The sequence below is a fragment of the Frankia sp. CgJB1 genome, from assembly GCF_977947065.1.
This window is the reverse complement of the sequence record NZ_CDWTNB010000163.1, coordinates 2,013-2,539: the sequence shown is the minus strand read 5'-3', so window position 1 is coordinate 2,539 and position 527 is coordinate 2,013. Positions and strand designations below refer to the sequence as shown.

Annotated in this window: 1 protein-coding gene; it reads left to right on the top strand. The window is 62.8% G+C overall.

Annotated features, from left to right (window positions below):
- Positions 1-58: 58 nt before the first annotated feature.
- Positions 59-527, top strand: a 469-nt coding sequence (locus AC08OT_RS16255; protein ID WP_476602993.1) for a 3'-5' exonuclease, incomplete at its 3' end; no start/stop codon positions are given.

Genomic DNA, 527 nt, shown 5'->3' with positions numbered 1-527 from the left:
GAAGTGAACAAGTTATTTCATTCCGAATCCTCTCATCCGGCCGCTCGCGTTCGCCCCGGTGACGCCGGCCGACACGGCCCAGACCGGCCTCACCCCCGAGCAACTGCGCCAGGCGCCCAGCCCGGCCGACGCGCTGGGCGCATTGGACCGGCGATTCACTGAGGGCATTCAGTACCTGCTGGTCGCTCAACACGCCGCCACCGAAGCCAACATCATCTACAATCAGCGCGAGCACTGCCCGGTGCTGGCCCACGTTGACTTCCTCGACACGATCCCGCTTGCCAGGCACCTCATCCCAGGTCTGCCGAACTACCGGCTCGACACGCTGCTGGCGCATTTCCACATCAAGCAGCCGGCGGATCGCCACCGGGCCCCTGCTGACGTTGACGTCACCGCCCAGGTGTTCTTCCGGATCGTCAGCGCTGCGGACGAAGATCCGCAGCTCAGTGATCTCGCGGCTCTGATGAAACTCGCGGGACGCACGGCCAAGTGCAATAGGATTAGGAATGAAATAACTTGTTCACTTC